Here is a 20,057-nt window from a genome sequence, read left to right on the forward strand (position 1 = left end):
ATAAATAAAAACCTCTCCCTAACCCTCTCCTAAAAGGAGAGGGAACATTTCAATATTGATCTAAATCTTACCGAAACTAACTTTTGCAAGAAGTCTATTGATTTCACTATAAATGATGCTATTGCATTAAGTGATATAGATGTTGCCGTTGAGTGAGAAGTTTATATTTTAGAATGATATGACATATATAAAACTCAAGATAAATTATTTATATTTTCACAATGTTATTATTTTTTAAAGGACTAAAATATGACCTGTTATGCAATTGATGGTGTGATTCCTGTCGTCAGCCCAAAAGCTTATGTACACCCCACAGCAGTCTTAATTGGTGATGTGATCATCGAAGAAGGCGTATATATCGGACCTTTTGCATCCTTACGTGCTGATTTTGGTGGCATTCACATCAAGAAAAATGCCAATGTACAAGATAACTGCGTGATTCATGGATTCCCCAATAGCGTGACTGTTGTGGAAGAATATGGACATATCGGACATGCTGCGATTTTACATGGCTGTCAAATTGGCAAAAATGTTTTAGTAGGAATGAACAGCGTGATTTTGGATTATGCTGAAATTGGTGAAAATACGATTATTGGGGCGAACAGTACCGTCAAAGCCAAAGCGATCATTCCTGCCAATGTTTTGGCTTTGGGCAGTCCTGCAAAAGTGATTCGTGATTTGGAAGCCAAAGAAATTGCGTGGAAAAGCAAAGGGACTGAGGAATATATTCACTTGGCACAGCGTTGTTTAAATACATTGCAAGAGGTTGAACCCCATACAGAAATACAAACAGGGCGTTTGACGCATGAAGTTTTTGGTGGGCAGCATCAATATAAAAATTAGTCCTGTTTGTTGTATAAATCGTAAACTTGAATAAATTACAATAAAAAGCATGAGAATTTTCCCATGCTTTTTTATTTTGTTTAGATCGCTTTTACAGTATTTAATGCATCTGCAATCGCTTTCTCTTTCAGTTCAGCCCCCATATTTACACCTTCGGCACGGATCACTTGAATATCAGTCACACCAGTGAAATTTAATACTGTGGTTAATAAACCTTCTTGGAAATCCGCAGGGCTATTTTCACCATACACACCACCACGGCTACTTGCAATATATGCTTTTTTATCACCTGCTAAACCAACAGGACCAGTTTCAGTATATTTGAACGTTTTACCTGCCACACTGATACGGTCAATCCACGCTTTTAATGCTGATGATAAACCAAAGTTATACATCGCAGCACCGATCACCACAATATCTGCATCTAAATATTGTTGGATCAGTTTTTCGCTCAAAGCTGTTTGTTGAGCATTTTGCCCCATTAAAATCTCACCCGTTAAATGTGGAATGTGTTGGGTTGCAAGATCTAGATATTCGATGTCTAAATCAGCATGTTTTTGCTGTAATTGTGTCATAATCGCTTGGCTAAGCTGACGAGAAACAGAAGCATCCGCTAAAATACTTGAATCAATATGTAGAACTTTCATGTTTAAAACCGTGTTATTTAGAATATAAGTACAATATATCAAGGTTTTAGAGCTGAAAAATTCGTATTACTATGACACAGTGTTCTATTAATAGAATAATATTGATAATTAAGGCTAATTGTATTAAAAATAATCAAAATTAATAATCTTAAATGTTGATACTTAAATAATTGAATTATAATTAAAAATATTAATCTAAGTTGTTAAGTCATCGGATCAATTTTATAATGACATCAATCTTCCTTTTCTGTTTATTGAATTATGCGCCAAGAACTTGAAATCTCTCTATACCAAGATGCAGAAAACTTATCAGCGCAACATAAAAAATTTAACCGTTTGCTGAAAAAATTAGAACAACAAAATACTTTATTAAACGAATGGAAAGCTGCGCAGCAAGATATTCAGCACAAGGCACGACAAGAATTGCTGCCTAAGTATGCAAAATTACATCAGATTTTATTTCAACAACTTGAAAACTTATGGGCGCATAAAGCACAAAGTAAATTCACAGCAAGACAAAAAATTTTATTAGATGGCATGATTAAAAATCTTGCTGAACAATTATTAAATGTAGATAGTTTGTCAGAAGAGCAGTATCAAGACGTTGAACACATTTTTGAATATTTTCATAAAAGACAAACTCGAAAAAATTTTGTTTATCATGAAGATAATGTAGAAATTCAAAAAGAAAATTTAAAAAGTGTGATTCATGAAGAACTGGGGATAGAAGCTGATTTTATTGATTTTGAGTTTGATCCAAACGATATTGAAGATTTCATGGATAAACTGAATCAAAAAATTGCTGCACAAGAAGAACAGGATTTTTTAAATCAATGTACAGAGGAAGATCGTCGTGAGTTTGAAAAACAACAACAGCGAGAACATGCTAAAGAGAAAAAACAGCAAGAAAAGCGAGAGCTTGCTCAAAAAATGGCAAGCCAGTCTTTAAAAAGTATTTATGCCAAAATTGCAGCTGTCATTCATCCTGATCGAGAAAGTGATGAGCAGAAAAAGATAGAAAAAACGGAACTGTTACAAATCACAAATCAAGCCTATGAAAATAAGGATTTATTTACATTATTGAAATTGCAAATGCAGTATGTGACAAGTAAAAAACAATCAACAAAAGAATTTGATGAACAATTAAAATATTACAATATTTCTTTACAAGATCAGATTGAACGAATTGAAATGCAAATCTTTGAAATCGTGCATACTTTTGATTGGAGACGACATTCTTTTTCAACTCATAAAATTCAAGTTAAAGATCTATATAAAAAATATAAATCAGACCTGCATGAGATTCAAAAAAATATTGAACAGGCTGAATTTATATTCAAACACAGCCAAGATAGTGAAAATCTAAAAGTGATGATCAAGAAGGGCTATTTATAAAATGATTATTGTTTAAAAATAACCTTAATATATGTTTAATAACTTATTGGTATCGAATTTTCTGAGAAAATTTATTTAGATTGAAGACGGTATCTTATACTTTTAATGTGTGGGGAGCGCATAAGTTCCTGTAACATGTGCTACCGCATTTTCATCACCCATAGAAAATATTGATACTTCGCCCATCGTTAAAGTTTTGCCAACTTTCATCAATTTACAAATAGCATGTAAGTTTTGATCACCTACAGGTTTACGCAAAAAATTGATGTTCAAATTGGTGGTCACTGCCAATGACACGATGCCAATTTCACCCAAAATCGCCACATAAAGTGCCAAATCAGCCAATGCCATTAGTACAGGACCTGCAACTGTTCCACCTGGACGTAAAGACTGTGTATCCACTTTATAATAGAGTTCAGCAGATTGATTTCCTACTGAATGAATCGTAAAGTTATCATTCACTTGTGGAAAAATAAACTGTAAAAATTGTTGAATTTCTTGTTGAGTTGCAGGCATTTTTGTCTCATTTTTATTATATTAAGATTTTAGACTTTTGATTTTGTAACATGATTAACAAATTACACAGTAGAATTATGTTCTTGCTCTTTTGGTGAAATTAATTGATTTGACAATAACTTGATCACATCTAAATACGTTGGCGGCTGTTCCACAAAACCACGATCACGTAATAGTTTATGCATGCGAGGTAATTTGAAGTAGGGTACAGATGCCATCAAATGATGTTCTTGATGATAATTCACATGAATCGGTGCAACCAAAGCACGTGCAATCAGATTGGCTTTCGTGGTTCGAGTATTGGTTAAGGCATTATGACTGGTTTGCATGCCTGCATGTTCTGCCATAGAACGAATACGAATGAATAGCGGAAATGGTGTGATATATGCAATTGGCCACAACCAATACAATTTAGCATGACCAGATTTTTTCAATGCATAATATATTGCAGCATTAGTCAGAATGGCCCCTGAACTATTTTTCAGTAATGTTTTGGCAAAATCTAAAACCTTACGATTTCCTACAGGAATTTTACGTTGATCATTGGCAACTGTCCATTCAAGCAATTCTAGATCCATGAGCAGACGTCCAAACAAAAATTTTGCACCTGTTAGACCTGTGATGTCACGGGTGAATTTACGTATCAGCGATTTTCTGCTGATTGGAAAATTATCAACGAGGCTTAAATCAGGATCTTCAGGCAATGACGTTTTGGCATGATGACGCATGTGATGCGCACGATATTTGTGTAAATCATTCCAAATTGGTTTGGCACAAAACCAGTCAGTCGCATCATTTAACCATTTGCTTTTAAACAAACTATGATGTGAAGCATCATGCATTAAAATTGCTAAACATAATTGACGACCTGCCAAAACTGCCAAAGCCGCAGCAATCATCAGTACTTTGCCCCATGTTGGTAAATATTCCCAAGACACCGCCACGCTTGCAAAAGTCCCTGCAATCACTGCCCATGTTGAACCCACCGCCCATAAGCCAGCTAAGTCAGATGGCGTGGTAAGTTCATTAATTTCTTCACGAGAAAACAATTCTGTGACACTGATTCGTGCATTCATTTTAGTCCTTTAATATTTTTATTGGCTACTTTGGATTTTAGATGAATAAATATTACAGTCAATTTGTTTTTATAAAAAATATGTAATGAAATTATTTTTCATTTTAAATATATATAAAACAGTTGTTTAAATTGAGATTAATGGTTGAGCTTATGCCATGTTTCTTGTCCAATATGGTCTAAGGCTAAAACAACTTTAAAAAACTCACTACGCAGTTGTTCATCGACAAAAGGTGAGGGCAATAAAGGATCAGTCAGCATCAATGCGATAGTTTCTCGACCCAATAAAAAAGATTCACGAGCAATATTTTCGATATCCATGTTTTGATAATGTGTTAACCATTGACTAATTTTCACATGATATTTTTGATAGCGTTGGTTTAATTGTTGACTTTCCCATAAGGTTGGAATTTTGCGATGAATTGCCTGATCAAAATCAGAAATTTGTAAAAATAAAGCATCTTTTTCCAAACCTTGCTGAATAAGTTCATGTTGTAACTGATTTAAATCAAGTGATAAATTGTCTGGGCGAATAAAAAAACCTATTTCTAATTCACGAAAACCTGCACGATGTAAAATTTTTTCTCGTTGATTCAATGCTGTACGATCTGTGCGTCCTAAAGTTATCGTTAAAACAGCGATGTAATGTTGATTCCATATTTTAGTGCTGCGAATTGCCACATTACGATGGATGATAATCGAACCCCAATGTTCAGTATTCGCGCTTAATTTGTATTGCCCACGTGCGACAGCTTCGATTTTATTTTCAGCACACAAGCGGGTAACTGCAACACGAATATTATTTTCACGAATGTCTAATAGTTTTGCAGCTTGTAGTAACTGTTTGATTGATAAGGTTTGACCACCTGAAGCGAGTAATAAATCGATAATAAATGATTTGGCATTGAGTGCGGTCATAGCGTACATATTTTGTTTTACATCGTTGAATAATATCAAGGAATAATCAATTTTCGCATATATTTTTATTATGTAGAATTTTTACCCATGAGATAGAGATTTATAAATAAAATTATAAATCTCCATCTTGGCGATTATTCTGCTGTTTCAGTTGCAGTAGCTTCTGAAGCTGAAGTAGCCGTATCAGGTGTTACAGCTTCTGCATTTACTGTTGTTTCCGTTGATTGTGTTTCAGCAGCAAAAGTTTGTGCAGCAGCAATCAAAGCAACCCCTACAAGTGCAAATTTAACAAGTTTCATATCTAGTCCTTTTATTTAAAATTCAAAGTGTACTGGTGAGTACACTTGGCACAATATACGTATAAAATTAGATTTAAATGTTAAATTTTGTGTTGCTTATGTGCATTATTTTTAATGATTAGAAAATTTTAAGAGTAGAGTTGATATAAATACAAATGAAATATCATTTATATTATTGAATTTAAATTAAAAAATTATTTGCGAAAATCACTGGGTGGAACACCCAATTGTTTTTTAAACATCGCAGTAAAAGCACTACTACTATGGTAACCAAGTTTATGGGCAATATGTGAAATTGGTAAATGCTCAGACAAATAGCCTAATGCCAAAACTACATGCATACGTTGTAACCATTGGCGAAAATTCAGCCCAGTTTCTTTTTGAAACAGCCGAATTAAGGTACGAGAACTAGTACCAATTTGATCTGCCCATGTATCCATATTTTTTTGTGTATCAGGATGATCAACTAATTCTGCACAAATTTGAATTAAGCGAGGGTCGCTTGGCCAAGGAATATCTAAAGAAAAATTTAGAGATTGTTGAATTTCATTGAAAATAAGCAATTGTAATGCTTGGTCTAAAGCCAGTGTTTGTGTATTTTCAACTATTATGGTGGCATTTGGGCGATTTAAACGTAAGACCAATTCACGTAATAATGGACTTATTCGAACCAAAAAACAGTTTTCGCCTAAAGTCTGTGCTGCATTTTCCTCCACCATCGCAGAGTTGAGTACAACTTGCCCATAAGAAAGGACACTATGTTCATAATAGGCAGGAATCCACAGTGCACAATGTGGTGGAATAATCCAAATATGTTCCGCCGTATATACACGAATATGACCTTCAACCGCATATAAAAGCTGCCCACGATCATGACAATGTTTTGGAATCACACTGCCATGTTTGCGTAGCGAAGCCAATGATGTCACTAGAGGCAATGCTGCCGTTTTTGCAAGATTGATCATAAACTATTTCTTTATAATGTCAGTTAAGCGATGATTTTTGGAATATAAGCTTTGATATGACGAATTATAATGCATTTTCCTAAAGTTAGTATAGGAAAATGCAGCATGCAAAATCCGCAATCGAGTGAAATCGGCACATCGAATATAACTTCGACCCAGCCCTCACAAATGGTGACATCCATGATCGCTGCTGTCGCGATCGCACATTTGCTTAATGACCTCATTCAGGCAGTCTTACCTGCAATTTATCCAATGTTGAAAACAGATTTTCAACTGAGTTTTACACAAATTGGTCTGATTTCATTGGTTTATCAAGTCACAGCATCCTTATTGCAACCGTGGATTGGCTTTTATACTGATAAACATCCTAAGCCTTATTTGCTTCCTATGGGAATGGGTGTGACTTTAATTGGGATTGCAGGATTGGCTTTTGCCAATAGCTTTAGCATGTTATTGCTTGCATCTGCATTAATCGGAATAGGTTCTTCAACTTTTCATCCCGAAGCTTCACGGGTAGCACGTATGGCATCAGGTGGAAAATTTGGTACTGCACAATCGGCATTTCAAGTTGGTGGAAATTCCGGTTCAGCGATTGGTCCATTATTAGCCGCAGCAATTATTATTCCCAATGGTCAAGCGGCAACTGCATGGTTTATGTTATTTGCACTATTGGCAATTTGGGTGCTGTATCAAGTCAGCAAATGGACGATACAGCGTAAAAAACATGCAACCACAAATAGTATTGTGAATACAGCTCAAGTCAAATTACAGGGCAAAACCTTGTATCGTGCTTTGGGATTGATTGCGATTTTAATGTTAGCCAAATTTACCTATATCGTGAGTTTAAGTAATTATTACACATTCTATTTAATGGAAAAGTTTGATCTTTCCTTAAAAATGGCACAGTACTATTTGTTTGGTTTTTTAGCTGCTGTTGCTTTAGGAACTTTTGTGGGCGGACCAATTGGAGATAAAATTGGACGTAAAGCAGTCATTATCATTTCCTTTTTAGGCATGGCACCTTTTGCACTGATTTTACCTTATGCCAATCTTACATGGACACTGATTTTATCTGTGATTTCTGGATTGGTGATGTCCTCTGCTTTTTCTGCAATGGTGGTTTATGCGCAAGAAGCTGTACCAGGACGTGTAGGCATGATTGCAGGACTCATGTTTGGTTTGATGTTCGGAATCAGTGGCATTGCTGCTGCAGCACTGGGTTATCTTGCAGATCATCAAGGCATTGAATGGGTATTTATTTTGTGTTCATTTTTACCTTTACTTGGTATAGGTTCATTATTTTTGCCAAATACGAAGAAATAAAGTGACTCATATTTTTCAATTCAATGTTTAAGACAAAATCAATAAAATATCGTGTAAGTGTATAATTTATAGCAGCATTTACACGATATGCTTTAAAGTGGTTGATGTGATGAGTTGAGTGTAATTTATGCAAAACACCAAATTTTTAATCCTAGATTATTGATTTTTATATTGAAAAATATAATAAAATTTAGACCTAAATCAGCACTATTTTATATTTAATAATTTGATTTTTAATATTTTTAATAAATAGCATATTGTTATCACAATTTAAAAATTCATAATTTTTCATAATAAAAGCACATCTTCATATTTCTATTTTAAAAAATCATCTTCTACTATTTGATCAAGTTGTTATAACAAGTTGATTGAAATGTCTGACTCAGCCAAATTTAGCCCATTGCCATTGTATGAACAAGTTAAAGTCCAGTTACAGGAAAAAATTCAAGCAGGTGATTATTCAGCTTTAAGCCAGTTACCTTCTGAAAATGAGTTGTCAGAACTATTTGCAGTGAGCCGTATTACTATTCGGCAGGCTTTACATAAGTTGTCGCAAGAAGGGTTAATTTTTAAAGTGCATGGCAAAGGTACTTTTGTCAGTAAACCGAAAGCTTATCAAAATATTACCCAATTACAGGGTTTTGCAGAGGCAATGTCATCAACAGGGCATCAAATTCTGAATGAAGTGTTGTCAATGGAGTTAATCGAAGCACCACTCAAAGTTGCAGCCAAATTAAAGCTGCCTGTGCGAATTCAAGTTACTGAAATTAAACGTGTTCGCTTGTTGAATAACGAACCTGTGTCGTATGAGTTGACTTATTTACCTGAAGTCATAGGGATAAAAATACAAGAAAAACAGGTGGATTTACGTGTTAGCGATATTTTTACTGTACTTGAAAATGAGTTGGATCTGCCACTAGGTTATGCCGACCTTAATATTGATGCCATTCAAGCAGATGATGAACTCGCACAGTTACTTGCAGTTGATGTACATAGTCCAATTTTACGGGTTGAACGACTGACTCATGATGCACAGCAACAACCGATTGACTACGAATACTTGTACTTCTCAGGCGAAAGCTTCCAGTACCAGCTACGTATTTTCCGCTAATTAGAATAAAAGGTAAAAAGAAATGAAAACCCAATATTTAGAATATGACATTGTGGTGATTGGTGGTGGTACAGCTGGTCCAATGGCAGCAATTAAAGCCAAACAGAAAAATCCAAATCTAAAAGTATTACTGATTGAAAAAGCCAATGTAAAACGCAGTGGTGCAATTTCGATGGGTATGGATGGTTTAAATAATGCCATTATTCCAGGTTATGCCACACCAGAACAATATACCAAAGAGATTACGATCGCCAATGATGGTGTGGTGAATCAGACTACAATTTATGAATATGCCAAAAATAGTTTTAAAACCATTCAACAACTTGACCAATGGGGCATCAAGTTTGAAAAGGATGAAACTGGTGAATTTGCAGTCAAAAAAGTTCATCACATGGGGGCATATGTATTGCCAATGCCTGAAGGGCATGATGTGAAAAAAGTACTGTATCGTCAGATGAAACGAGCACAAGTGAAAATTAATAATCGTATCGTCACCACCAAATTGTTGAAAGATAACAATGGTGCAATCAATGGTGTACTTGGTTTTGACTGTCGCAGTGGTGATTTTTATGTGATCAAAACTAAGGCAGCAATTTTGTGTTGTGGCGCTGCTGGACGTTTAGGTTTGCCATCTTCAGGTTATTTGATGGGAACTTACGAGAACCCAACCAATGCAGGGGATGGTTATGCCATGGCATATCATGCAGGGGCGGAACTTTCTAATCTTGAATGTTTTCAAATTAATCCATTAATTAAAGATTATAACGGTCCTGCCTGTGCTTATGTGACAGGTCCATTAGGTGGTTATACCGCCAATGCTAAAGGTGAACGCTTTATTGAATGTGATTACTGGAGTGGTCAGATGATGTGGGAGTTTTACCAAGAACTTGAAAGTGGTAATGGTCCTGTATTCTTGAAAGTTGATCATTTGGCTGAAGAAACTATTCAAACGATTGAAGAGATTTTACACACCAATGAACGTCCTAGTCGAGGGCGTTTCCATGAAGGTCGTGGCACAAATTATCGCTCGGATATGGTGGAAATGCATATCTCTGAAATTGGTTTTTGTAGTGGTCATAGTGCTTCTGGGGTTTGGGTCAATGAAAAAGCGGAAACCTCAGTGAAAGGTTTATATAGTGCAGGTGATATGGCTGCTGTACCACACAATTATATGTTAGGTGCATTTACTTATGGCTGGTTTGCAGGCGAGAACTCAGCGCAATATGTTGAAAATGTGACTGAATCTGAACTCAATCAAACAGAAATTGAGGCTGAGCGTGAACGCATTTTTGCACCATTACAGCGACAGGAAGGTTTGCCTTCCGATCAAGTGGAATACAAGCTACGCCGTATGGTGAATGATTATTTACAACCTCCAAAAACTCGTCAAAAAATGGAAATTGGGTTACGCCGTTTTGAAGAAATTAAACGGGATATTGACCAAATTGTGGCAAGAAATCCACATGAACTCATGCGTGCAGCCGAAGTTTCAGTCATCCGTGATTGTGCAGAAATGGCAGCTCGTGCATCGTTATTTCGTACAGAAAGCCGCTGGGGTTTATACCACTATCGTGCTGATTATCCGCAAAAAAATAATGAAGATTGGTTCTGTCACGCACATCTTAAAAAAGATCAAAATGGCGACATGGTTAGTTTTAAAAAGCCCATTGAACCTTATGTGGTTGCAATTGATCAGTTAGAACAACAGTCCTATGAACAGTTGCGTATTCAACAGCCACAGCAAGCAGATTTAGCTATCGCAAATTAAAAAACGAATAAAAGGAAAATGATTATGGCGCTTATTTTTAAAGAAGTGAATCACCGCACAGTTGCACCTGTTTTAGTTGATGAAGACAAATGTATTGCGGATAAGGGTTGTACGGTTTGTGTAGATGTTTGCCCGATGGATTTATTGGCAATTGATCCAGAAACCAATAAAGCATTTATGCAGTTTGATGAATGTTGGTATTGCATGCCGTGTGAGAAAGATTGCCCGACAGATGCGATTCACGTCAATATTCCTTATCTTTTGAAATAAAAATATGGGAATAGGGCGAAATTTAAATAAAAATTGATTAAATAGAGATTAAACATGCACATTATTCATTCTAAAAAAACGATATTGAGTACATTAACAACATTGGCTTTGCTTGGGGGATTACAAGGTTGTGATCGTCAAGGCACAGCTCAAGATCAAACAAGTACAAATGCCAAGTCTGAAACAGTCCGTGTTGCAATCGGAACACAAGATACAACGATCAACTGTGCAACAGGTGGTTTACTGATTCGTGAATTGAATTTATTGGATAAATATTTACCGAAAGAGGGGCAATATAAAAATGTCAAATATGACATCCAATGGAAAAACTTTACTTCAGGTGCGCCATTAACCAGTGAAATGGTGGCAGATCGTTTAGATATCGGTGCAATGGCTGATTTTCCAGCTGTCAATAATTTGGTGGCTTTTCAGAAAGCGGGTAAACAAAGTTTATTTTTAAATCCGTTGTCAGGAAGCCCGACAGGCAGTGGAAATGCCATTGTTGTACCGAAAGATTCAAAAATAAATTCGATTGCTGAGTTAAAAGGTCAAACAATTTCGGTGCCTTTTGCTTCGACAGCACATGGTTTGCTATTACGTGTGGTCAAAGAACAAGGTTGGGAACTAGATAAAGACATTAAAATTATTGCACAAGCGCCCGAAGTGGCAGGACCTGCATTAAAGAGTAATAAAATTGCCGCACATGCAGACTTTGTGCCTTTTGGTGAATTGTTTGCTTATCAAGGATTTGCTCGCAAAATTTATGATGGTGCACAGTCTAAAGCACCCACTTTTCATGGTTCTATTGTGGCAAAAGACTATGCTGAAAAACACCCTGAAGTGATTAAAGCTTATTTGCAAGCGACTATTGAAGCGGATCAGCTGATTCAAAAAGAACCTGAAAAATATAGCCAACTTATTGCAGATAAAACAGGTATTCCAGCGGAAGTGGTGTATTTATTTCATGGACCTTTAGGTTTGCAAAACCGTGATTTGACATGGAAACCTGAATATCGTCAGGCAACACAAACGGCTGTAGATACCTTAAAAATATTGGGTAAAAATGACGGTAAGATTGACGTTAATAGTTTTATTTCCGATCAATATATTAAAGAGGCATTTGTAGCATCTAAGCTCGATTATTCACAAGCCTTAAAAAATTATGGCAAATCACCTTTAGTCGCTAAAGATGCACTAACAGGACAGCCAATTCAAACTTTTAAACATGTCACACAAATTTGGGTCAATGGCGAAGATAAAGTCCGTAGTTATGAAACTGCTGAACATGCTTTTAAGGATCTAAAACAAATTGAGCAAACAGGCAAAAAAATCCGTGTGGTTTATAGTCAGGATTTTCAATCCGATATTAAATTATTGTCTAATCTTGCATGGTTTGCTACCAATCAAACAGGACAAATTCAAGCGTTTTTACTCAAAGATGATGCAGCACAATGGGCAAAGGCACAGGGTGGAAAAGTCTATGATTTTAAATCCGTTCAGCAACTTGTGAAATAAAAGCAAGCACATTGTCCAGCTAAGTTGCCAACAATGAGGAGCAGCGTTATGAGAAGTTTAGTTGAAAAAAATCAAAAGGTTGTACATCCAACCTTTACAGTGAAATGGGATGCTAGGCACACACGATCTGTACATCAGTTTTTGCTGGGGGCAACATCACTGATTTTATGCCTTATCTTTTGGCAAGCTTTGGCACAGTTTAAGGTTAATTTAGGTTTAATAAATTTTAGTAATGTGCCAACACCGCTTGAAGTTGTAGATGCTTTTGTGCAATTTTTTCAAATGCCAACTGCTTTGGCTCATTTAAAAGCCAGTGTACTGCGTGTGTTGATAGGCTTTGCTTTAGCGGGTGTGATGGGTGTCATTTTGGGGTTAATCATTGGACAATATAAAAAAATTGCCACAATTTTATTCACACCGTTAGAAGTGTTACGTCCTATTCCTGCGGTGGCATGGATTCCTTTGGCAATTTTAATTTTCCCATCATCGGAAACATCTATGGTTTTCATCACCTTTATTGGTGCTATTTTCCCGATTTTACTGAATACCATTCATGGCGTTGAAGCAGTCGATCCACGTTTGGTGGCATCAGCAAAAAGTTTGGGTGCTTCAAATTTCGCCATTGTCAAAGAAGTAATCATTCCTGGAGCATTACCAAATATGATTACAGGTTTGTCGATTGGTATGGGCACATGCTGGTTTTGTTTGGTGACAGCGGAAATGATCTCGGGGCAGTTAGGCATAGGTTATTTTACGTGGGAATCATTCACCCTGCAAAATTACAGCAGTATTGTGGTGGGGATGTTGTTGATTGGCGCATTAGGTATGTTCAGTAGTGCCTTTGTACGTTGGGTTGGTAAGAAATTTACCCCGTGGTATCAATTGAGGAAATCTTAATGTCGAGCAAACAAGGTGCAATTGATATTCAAAATTTGTCACTCCATTTAGGACAAGGACAGCAACGCTTTCAAGCGTTAAATCAAGTCAATATACAAATTCAAGCAGGTGAGTTTGTCTGTCTTTTGGGTCCGTCAGGCTGTGGAAAATCGACCTTGCTCGGTGCATTGGCAGGGCATTTAGGTTTTACCTCTGGTGAATTAAAAGTCGATGGTGAAGCTGTGCATAAGCCACATCCTGATCGTGGTTTAGTGTTTCAACATCACACTCTATTTCCGTGGAAAAGTGTGATTGAAAATGTGGCATTTGGCTTAAAAATGAAGGGCATTGCACAAAGCAAACGTTTAAAACAAGCACAATGTATGATTGATTTGGTCGGCCTATCAGGCTTTGAGCAAAAATTTCCAGCGGAATTATCGGGCGGGATGCAACAACGTGTGGAAATTGCTCGTGTATTGATTAATCAACCTAAAGTGCTGCTCATGGATGAGCCATTTGGTGCATTGGATGCCCAAACTCGGATTCGTATGCAGCAATTATTGCTTGATATTTGGCAAGATATTCAAACCACAGTGTTGTTTATTACCCATGATATTGATGAAGCTTTATTTTTAGCAGATCGTGTGTTGATTATGAGCCATCGTCCAGGGCAGATTATTGAAGAAATTCCGTTAAATTTTAGTCGTCCACGTGACATTGATATTGTCACTACGGCAGAATTTACCCAATTAAAGAAACACTGTATGCATGCGCTTAAACGGGAAATTTTAGAAGATATGAGCCGTCTCAATCCATTAGGCATTCCTAAAAAAGCTACAGCAGAAGGATAAGAATATGCATTTTCATTACCCAGAATTAGATCATTTAGATGACGATGATTTGGGCTTTTTAGAACAATTAAATCAAGCTGATGAGAAACGCCGTTTTGTCACTTTAATGAATATCGCTGATGAGGAACGGGAAGATTTATTGCCTTGGTTGCATTATGCTGTAGCACATGATCCATCTGCTTTGGTACGTGTTGAAGCAGCAAAAAGGCTTGAAGGTTGGGAGGACTCGAATAGTTTACAGGCTTTAGCACAGGCTTTATTAGATAAGGATGTTAGTGTGGTTAATGCAGCAACACAAAGTTTAAGTGAAGTCAAACAGGAAAAATCTGCTGATGTTCTAGTTACTTACCTCTCTAATGAAGTAAGTGTTGTAAAAGTTGCCATTTTAAGAGCACTAAAACCTTTACGTTATGTTGAGGCATATGCTCAAATTACTCAACATACGCAACACAGCGATGCTTTGGTTCGACGAGAAGCTGTGAGTACACTCAGTTGGCTGCAACAAGAACAAGCTGTAGACAATCTAAGTCAAATTGCACAGCATGATTCTGATTTAGAAACTCGCCGTATTGCGACAGGTGGTTTGGGTTATGTCAAACAACCCTCTGATGCTGTGATTCATGCCTTAGCACAAGGTTTACAATCAGAAAATTGGCAACTTAGGGTGGAGGCAGCATTAACCATTGGAAAATTAAAGTTGCAGATGCTCGAATCTGATCTCATTGCATTGCTATATGATCGCTATTGGCAAGTGAGAATTGCGGTGACACGCAGTTTAGGTGTATTAAAATCGGTGCAAGCCTTAGATGGTTTGGCACACAATTTTGATTTTGATCTAAGTAATTTGCGTAAAGAAGTGGCATTGGCTTTAGGCGAAATCGGTGGAGAACGTGCTGAAAAATTATTACAGGCACATGCTGATGACGCTGATCCTGAAGTACGTAAAGCCATTCGGATTGGTTTAGGACAAATTGTGGAGCGTGAACATGCACACTAATTTACCCACAAAACCGACAGATATTCGGTTTGATGTTGAACATGATTTAATTCATTTTATTTGGGAAAATGAAAAAACAGTGACATTAAGTCATGATCAATTACGCCAAGCCTGTCCATGCGCTTTTTGTCGTTATAACAAAATCAAAAAATTACCAATTTCAAGTATGCAGCATGTACAAGTCATACAATTAAACAGTCAAGGTTATGGCATACAGATTTGTTTTAATGATGGACATGATAAAGGCATTTTCCCATGGGAATATCTTAAAAATATGTCATAAGAATTTGTAAATGCTTTTATATTTCACATTTAATACCAAAAGCCAAATGCTTTTATTCACATTTGGCTTTTTGCATTTTTGATTCAAAATGTATTCGTTATGAATTACTGAACTTTGGCAGGGAAACCATCTTCTGCTAAAGCATTGGTAATTTGATCAGTACTTGCAGTGGTATCTACAGTGACAATTTTGCTTGCCAAATCTACTTCAACTTTAGCATTGGCATCTACATCTTGAATGGTTGCAGTTACACCACGTGCGCAACCACCACAAGTCATATTTTCGATCAATAATTTCATTTTCATTCTCCAAGAGAAGTATCGTTTAGAGCAAGTCTAAACCTTAACATGGTGGTAAGGTCAAGACTTAAAATCTATTTAAAAAATCGCTTGACCTTACCATGATGTCAATCTGTATGCTTAAAACAGAATTTTAAATGGGAGGTCGAATATGAGCTCGCAACAGACTACAGCATCACAATATCAGGAAACATTGTCGATTGAGGGGATGACATGTGCTTCATGTGTTGGGCGTGTTGAAAAAGCTTTGAAAAAAGTTGAGGGGGTAGAAACTGCAAATGTGAATCTTGCAACTGAAAAAGCAGTGATCAGCTCATCAAAACCCTTAAAACGTGAAGATCTGATTAAAGCTGTTGAACGTGCAGGTTATGATGTAGCTGCAAGCCCCGTCATTGAACTGACGATTGAAGGAATGACGTGTGCATCGTGTGTAGCACGTGTGGAAAAAGCACTGAAAAAAGTTGAAGGTGTACAACAAGCCAATGTTAATTTGGCAACTGAGCAAGCATGGATTCAAACAGATGCTCATGTCAGTAGTGAACGCTTAATCCAAGCGGTGCAAAAAGCAGGTTATGATGCCAAACTTGTTTCCAGTAATAAAACGGAACAACAAGATAAAAAAGCCAATGAATTACAAGAGTTAAAACGCGACTTAATCATTTCACTGATTTTGGCTTTGCCTGTTTTTATATTGGAAATGGGTTCTCACATGATTCCTGCATTTCACATGTGGGTTATGCATAATATCGGGCAATATCAAAGTTGGTTGATTCAGTTTGTACTGACAACTTTAGTATTGATCTTCCCTGGGCGCAGATTTTATCAAAAAGGTATTCCTGCACTGTTACGTTTTGCACCTGATATGAATTCGTTAGTGGCAGTAGGAACCTTTGCTGCTTATAGCTTCTCATTAGTGGCAACCTTTTTACCGCAAGTTTTACCGAAAGGTACGGTGCATGTTTATTATGAAGCAGCCGCGGTTATTGTCAGTTTAATTTTGCTAGGGCGTTATTTTGAAGCAAAAGCCAAAGGACGTACTTCCCAAGCCATTCAGCATCTAATTGGTATGCAGCCCAAAACTGCCCGTATTCACCAGAACGGACAGATTTTAGAAGTCCCAATTTCTGATGTGACAAGTGATACCATTGTCGAAATTCGTCCAGGTGAGCGTGTGCCTGTAGATGGTGAAGTGGTCGAAGGACATAGTTATATTGATGAATCTATGATTACGGGTGAACCGATTCCTGTTGAAAAAGTTGTAGGTCAATCCGTGGTTGGTGGCACGATTAACCAAAATGGCACATTGAATATCCGTGCGACTGCGATAGGTGAATCATCAGTTTTAGCACAAATCATTCGCATGGTTGAGCAAGCGCAAGGTTCTAAACTACCGATTCAAGCTGTAGTGGATCAAGTCACCATGTGGTTTGTCCCTGCAGTGATGGGTTTGGCACTTTTAACATTCTTTGTTTGGCTGTTTTTTGGTCCTGATCCAGCGTTGACCTTTGGTTTGGTGAATGCAGTTGCGGTACTGATTATTGCCTGCCCATGTGCAATGGGTTTAGCAACACCAACTTCGATCATGGTCGGTACGGGTCGTGGTGCGGAGATGGGTGTATTGTTCCGTAAAGGCGAAGCATTACAACTTTTACAAGATGTGCAAGTCGTTGCTGTGGATAAAACAGGAACATTGACCGAAGGCAAACCGACTTTAACTGATTTTCAGGTGATGGATGGCTTTGAACGTGGTCAAGTTTTGCAAATTGTCGCATCGGTTGAAGCAAAGTCTGAGCATCCAATTGCATTGGCGATTGTAGAAGCAGCGCAACAGGAAAATATCAGTTTCTTGCCTGTCACAGCTTTTGATTCAGTAACAGGTTCAGGGATTCAAGCTGAAGTTGCAGGGCAAGCGGTACAAATCGGTGCTGACCGTTATATGCATGAGATTGGTGTAAATGTTAGTGCATTTGAAGCCGAAGCAGCACGATTGGGGAATGATGGTAAATCTCCAATTTATGTGGCAATTGGGCAAAAGCTTGCGGCTATTGTTGCTGTCGCTGACCCGATTAAAGAATCAACTTATGCTGCGATCGAAGCATTGCATCAACTCGGTTTAAAAGTGGCAATGATCACAGGCGATAACCGCCATACTGCTCAAGCCATTGCCAAAAAGTTAAAGATAGATCAAGTCGAGGCTGAAATTCTGCCTGATGGCAAAGTCGATGTGGTTAAACAATTACAGCAAAAATATGGTCGTGTGGCATTTGTGGGTGATGGGATCAATGATGCACCTGCATTGGCACAAGCAGATGTTGGTATTGCCATAGGTACAGGTACCGATGTTGCGATGGAAGCTGCTGAAGTCGTCTTGATGTCAGGCAATATGCAAGGTGTTCCGAATGCAATTGCACTCAGTAAAGCGACGATTCGTAATATTCACCAGAATCTATTTTGGGCATTTATTTATAATATCGCGTTGATTCCGATTGCCGCAGGGATTTTATATCCAAGCTTTGGTATTTTACTGTCACCAATCTTTGCCGCAGGTGCGATGGCATTATCTTCAGTATTTGTCTTGGGTAATGCTTTACGTTTAAAATATTTTCATGCAATCAAATTTGACGCATAACAAGTCGTATTTTCAGGGTTTAAGTCATCAGATTTGAACCTTGAAAATCAATCAGGAGCTGAATATGAATATCGGTCAAGTGTCTAAGCAGTCTGGCATTTCCAATAAAATGATTCGCTATTATGAGCAAATCGGTTTGTTGGATGCTGCAAAACGTGCGACTTCAGGTTATCGAGTTTATTCAGAGCAAGATTTAAAAACTTTAAATTTTATTCGCCATGCTCGAGATTTGGGTTTTTCTTCTGAGCAGATGAAAGAATTGCTGTCTTTGTGGAAAAATAACGAACGTCAAAGTGCTGAAGTAAAACAACTGACCTTACAGCATATTCAAGTCTTGAATGATAAAATTGCACAATTACAAGCAATGGTCGATTTGCTACAACATTCAGCTAATTGTTGTTCGGGTAATGATCAGGCGGATTGTGCAATTTTAAAAAATATTGAGTTGGGTAGTGTAGAGAAAAGTTAAGCTAGAATATTTTATCCTATATTTTTGTTTTTTATATATTTAGAAAATCTGAAGTAAGATACTTCAGATTTTTTTGATTTCATAAATTTTAGACTATCGAATGTTTTTTATTTATATTTTTAGCTTTAAAATGAATGAGTTTATCACCTAATAAATGAACCATTAATCCAAACATCACCACGCTTGAGCCTAACCATTGCCATATATTTAAGTGTTCATCTAAAAATAAATAAGCAAAGATCATGCTAATTACAGGAACCCACAAAGACAAGGGACTAATTTTAGCAACAGGATATTTAGCCAATAAATAAACCCATAAACCATAACCAATAATCGTGGCAAAATAGGCTAAAAAAGCTGCTGCTGTTAAGCCTTGCCAAGATATATTGAGCAAATCATGCTGTACACCATGCCATCCTTGTTGCTGAACTGCTAAAAGTAAAAACCACAGAGGTGTGAGAATATTGCCCCAAACAACTAAGCCGATGGGATTAATTTTCCCAATCCGTTTCACTACAATATTACCAAAAGCCCAAGCCAGTGCGGAACATAATACTAAGAGCAGTCCGATCAGGGGAATATTTGTATGCTGCTGCCCAAAAGCGATAATGAATAGTCCAATTGCTGCAATTAGGATTGCAAGCCATTGATTCCATTTAACTTGTTCATTTAAAAATAAAAAAGCAATGACAACGGTAAAAAACGCTTGTGATTGAACCACCAAGGCCACTAAGGAAGTGGGCATTCCAGTATGGATAGCACTGAACATAAATGCAAATTGAGCAAAATTGCTAACGATGCCGTAGAGCAATAACCATTTCCAAGAGGTTTTAGGGATTTTAACCAATAAAATTGCAGGAAAAATAACCATCAAAAAACGTAGGAAACCGAGCAACATCGGACTAAGATCATTTACACCGAGTTTCATAAAAAAGAAATTGATGCCCCAAATAAAAATAACAGCAAAAGCTGCTAGCTTATCTTTTAATAGCATAGAAAAATTCCTAA

At 37.1% G+C, this 20,057-nt stretch carries 21 protein-coding genes; 13 read left to right on the top strand and 8 right to left on the bottom strand.

The window, feature by feature from the left end; all coding sequences use genetic code 11:
* The first annotated feature begins 249 nt into the window (after window positions 1-249).
* Window positions 250-843, top strand: coding sequence for a DapH/DapD/GlmU-related protein (locus AVJ19_RS03700; protein ID WP_111858453.1), 594 nt, complete (start codon window positions 250-252; stop codon window positions 841-843).
* Between the two features lie 80 nt (window positions 844-923).
* Here the strand turns inward: AVJ19_RS03700 and AVJ19_RS03705 are convergent, their stop codons facing one another.
* A complete protein-coding gene (locus AVJ19_RS03705; RefSeq protein ID WP_111858454.1) occupies window positions 924-1,490 on the bottom strand; it encodes an FMN-dependent NADH-azoreductase in 567 nt (188 codons plus the stop codon).
* 261 nt (window positions 1,491-1,751) lie between these two features.
* Here AVJ19_RS03705 and AVJ19_RS03710 point away from each other — a divergent pair, with 261 nt between their 5' ends.
* A complete protein-coding gene (locus tag AVJ19_RS03710) occupies window positions 1,752-2,885 on the top strand; it encodes a hypothetical protein (RefSeq protein WP_111858455.1) in 1,134 nt (377 codons plus the stop codon).
* Between the two features lie 102 nt (window positions 2,886-2,987).
* Here the strand turns inward: AVJ19_RS03710 and AVJ19_RS03715 are convergent, their stop codons facing one another.
* The 5 genes from AVJ19_RS03715 to AVJ19_RS03730 form a co-directional block, all read right to left on the bottom strand.
* Complete coding sequence (locus AVJ19_RS03715) at window positions 2,988-3,401, bottom strand: PaaI family thioesterase (protein ID WP_111858456.1); 414 nt, start codon at window positions 3,399-3,401, stop codon at window positions 2,988-2,990.
* Window positions 3,402-3,463: 62 nt separating this feature from the next.
* Window positions 3,464-4,477 (bottom strand): fatty acid desaturase family protein, encoded by a 1,014-nt coding sequence (locus AVJ19_RS03720; RefSeq protein ID WP_111858457.1) that lies wholly within the window; start codon window positions 4,475-4,477, stop codon window positions 3,464-3,466.
* Between the two features lie 137 nt (window positions 4,478-4,614).
* On the bottom strand, window positions 4,615-5,403 hold the full coding sequence (locus tag AVJ19_RS03725) for a PaaX family transcriptional regulator C-terminal domain-containing protein (RefSeq protein ID WP_228203281.1): 789 nt from the start codon (window positions 5,401-5,403) through the stop codon (window positions 4,615-4,617).
* A 125-nt stretch (window positions 5,404-5,528) separates the two neighbouring features.
* Complete coding sequence (locus AVJ19_RS21980; RefSeq protein WP_162626530.1) at window positions 5,529-5,693, bottom strand: hypothetical protein; 165 nt, start codon at window positions 5,691-5,693, stop codon at window positions 5,529-5,531.
* Between the two features lie 194 nt (window positions 5,694-5,887).
* Window positions 5,888-6,658, bottom strand: a complete 771-nt coding sequence (locus tag AVJ19_RS03730; protein ID WP_111858459.1) for an AraC family transcriptional regulator — start codon at window positions 6,656-6,658, stop codon at window positions 5,888-5,890.
* Between the two features lie 168 nt (window positions 6,659-6,826).
* Here AVJ19_RS03730 and AVJ19_RS03735 point away from each other — a divergent pair, with 168 nt between their 5' ends.
* From AVJ19_RS03735 to AVJ19_RS03775, 9 genes are all read left to right on the top strand, one after another.
* Window positions 6,827-7,981: an MFS transporter gene (locus tag AVJ19_RS03735; RefSeq protein ID WP_228203284.1), complete on the top strand. Its 1,155-nt coding sequence runs from the start codon at window positions 6,827-6,829 to the stop codon at window positions 7,979-7,981.
* A 373-nt stretch (window positions 7,982-8,354) separates the two neighbouring features.
* Complete coding sequence (locus AVJ19_RS03740) at window positions 8,355-9,092, top strand: GntR family transcriptional regulator (RefSeq protein WP_111858461.1); 738 nt, start codon at window positions 8,355-8,357, stop codon at window positions 9,090-9,092.
* Between the two features lie 22 nt (window positions 9,093-9,114).
* Complete coding sequence (locus AVJ19_RS03745) at window positions 9,115-10,860, top strand: fumarate reductase/succinate dehydrogenase flavoprotein subunit (RefSeq protein ID WP_111858462.1); 1,746 nt, start codon at window positions 9,115-9,117, stop codon at window positions 10,858-10,860.
* 24 nt (window positions 10,861-10,884) lie between these two features.
* Window positions 10,885-11,130, top strand: coding sequence for a 4Fe-4S dicluster domain-containing protein (locus tag AVJ19_RS03750; protein ID WP_111858463.1), 246 nt, complete (start codon window positions 10,885-10,887; stop codon window positions 11,128-11,130).
* A gap of 54 nt (window positions 11,131-11,184) precedes the next feature.
* Window positions 11,185-12,645 (top strand): ABC transporter substrate-binding protein, encoded by a 1,461-nt coding sequence (locus tag AVJ19_RS03755; RefSeq protein WP_111858464.1) that lies wholly within the window; start codon window positions 11,185-11,187, stop codon window positions 12,643-12,645.
* 48 nt (window positions 12,646-12,693) lie between these two features.
* Window positions 12,694-13,542 (top strand): ABC transporter permease, encoded by an 849-nt coding sequence (locus AVJ19_RS03760; RefSeq protein WP_111858465.1) that lies wholly within the window; start codon window positions 12,694-12,696, stop codon window positions 13,540-13,542.
* Window positions 13,542-14,372 (top strand): ABC transporter ATP-binding protein, encoded by an 831-nt coding sequence (locus tag AVJ19_RS03765; RefSeq protein WP_111858466.1) that lies wholly within the window; start codon window positions 13,542-13,544, stop codon window positions 14,370-14,372. The genes AVJ19_RS03760 and AVJ19_RS03765 overlap by 1 nt, the downstream gene beginning before the upstream one ends.
* Window positions 14,373-14,376: 4 nt before the next feature.
* Window positions 14,377-15,369, top strand: coding sequence for a HEAT repeat domain-containing protein (locus AVJ19_RS03770; RefSeq protein WP_111858467.1), 993 nt, complete (start codon window positions 14,377-14,379; stop codon window positions 15,367-15,369).
* Complete coding sequence (locus AVJ19_RS03775) at window positions 15,359-15,652, top strand: DUF971 domain-containing protein (protein WP_111858468.1); 294 nt, start codon at window positions 15,359-15,361, stop codon at window positions 15,650-15,652. Before AVJ19_RS03770 ends, AVJ19_RS03775 begins: the two co-directional genes overlap by 11 nt.
* Window positions 15,653-15,756: 104 nt before the next feature.
* On the opposite strand, the gene AVJ19_RS03780 is transcribed toward AVJ19_RS03775, so the two are convergent.
* Complete coding sequence (locus AVJ19_RS03780) at window positions 15,757-15,957, bottom strand: heavy-metal-associated domain-containing protein (protein WP_162994930.1); 201 nt, start codon at window positions 15,955-15,957, stop codon at window positions 15,757-15,759.
* Between the two features lie 145 nt (window positions 15,958-16,102).
* Here AVJ19_RS03780 and AVJ19_RS03785 point away from each other — a divergent pair, with 145 nt between their 5' ends.
* Entirely contained in the window at window positions 16,103-18,580 is a 2,478-nt protein-coding gene (locus AVJ19_RS03785; protein ID WP_111858469.1) for a heavy metal translocating P-type ATPase, read from the top strand.
* 64 nt (window positions 18,581-18,644) lie between these two features.
* Complete coding sequence (cueR, locus tag AVJ19_RS03790) at window positions 18,645-19,049, top strand: Cu(I)-responsive transcriptional regulator (protein WP_068975939.1); 405 nt, start codon at window positions 18,645-18,647, stop codon at window positions 19,047-19,049.
* Between the two features lie 88 nt (window positions 19,050-19,137).
* Here cueR and AVJ19_RS03795 read toward each other — a convergent pair whose 3' ends face one another.
* Window positions 19,138-20,043, bottom strand: a complete 906-nt coding sequence (locus AVJ19_RS03795) for an EamA family transporter (protein WP_111858470.1) — start codon at window positions 20,041-20,043, stop codon at window positions 19,138-19,140.
* Window positions 20,044-20,057: the final 14 nt, after the last annotated feature.

Origin of the sequence: Acinetobacter sp. CFCC 10889 (genome assembly GCF_003268395.1) — a bacterium.
Taxonomy (GTDB): domain Bacteria; phylum Pseudomonadota; class Gammaproteobacteria; order Pseudomonadales; family Moraxellaceae; genus Acinetobacter.